This window comes from Corynebacterium sp. HMSC074A09 (assembly GCF_001811545.1).
Lineage (GTDB): Bacteria > Actinomycetota > Actinomycetes > Mycobacteriales > Mycobacteriaceae > Corynebacterium > Corynebacterium hiratae.
Genome location: NZ_KV805141.1, coordinates 1 through 1075 on the forward strand (window position 1 = coordinate 1; position 1075 = coordinate 1075).

General features: G+C 55.4%; 1 rRNA gene. It reads right to left on the reverse strand.

What is annotated here, in order from left to right:
- Positions 1–12: 12 nt before the first annotated feature.
- Positions 13–1075 (reverse strand): 16S ribosomal RNA (locus tag HMPREF2807_RS04495); the annotation flags it as partial.

Consider the following 1075-nt stretch of genomic DNA (forward strand, 5'->3'; position numbering starts at 1 on the left):
AAAGCTCCTTAGAAAGGAGGTGATCCACCCGCACCTTCCGGTACGGGTACCTTGTTACGACTTCGTCCCAATCGCCGATCCCACCTTCGACAGCTCCCTAACAAGTTTAGGCCACTGGCTTCGGGTGTTACCAACTTTCATGACGTGACGGGCGGTGTGTACAAGGCCCGGGAACGTATTCACCGCAGCGTTGCTGATCTGCGATTACTAGCGACTCCGACTTCATGGGGTCGAGTTGCAGACCCCAATCCGAACTAAGGCCGGCTTTCAGCGATTCGCTCCACCTCACAGTGTCGCTGCGCGTTGTACCGACCATTGTAGCATGTGTGAAGCCCTGGACATAAGGGGCATGATGATTTGACGTCATCCCCACCTTCCTCCGAGTTAACCCCGGCAGTCTCTCATGAGTCCCCAACCAAATGCTGGCAACATAAGACAAGGGTTGCGCTCGTTGCGGGACTTAACCCAACATCTCACGACACGAGCTGACGACAACCATGCACCACCTGTACACCAGCCACAAGGGACACTACATCTCTGCAGCAATCTAGTGTATGTCAAGCCCAGGTAAGGTTCTTCGCGTTGCATCGAATTAATCCACATGCTCCGCCGCTTGTGCGGGCCCCCGTCAATTCCTTTGAGTTTTAGCCTTGCGGCCGTACTCCCCAGGCGGGGCGCTTAATGCGTTAGCTACGGCACAGAAGACGTGGAAGCCCCCTACACCTAGCGCCCACCGTTTACGGCATGGACTACCAGGGTATCTAATCCTGTTTGCTACCCATGCTTTCGCTCCTCAGCGTCAGTAACTGCCCAGAGACCTGCCTTCGCCATCGGTGTTCCTCCTGATATCTGCGCATTTCACCGCTACACCAGGAATTCCAGTCTCCCCTACAGCACTCAAGTTATGCCCGTATCGCCTGCACGCCCGAAGTTAAGCCCCGGAATTTCACAGACGACGCGACAAACCACCTACGAGCTCTTTACGCCCAGTAATTCCGGACAACGCTCGCACCCTACGTATTACCGCGGCTGCTGGCACGTAGTTAGCCGGTGCTTCTTATACAGGTACCGTCAC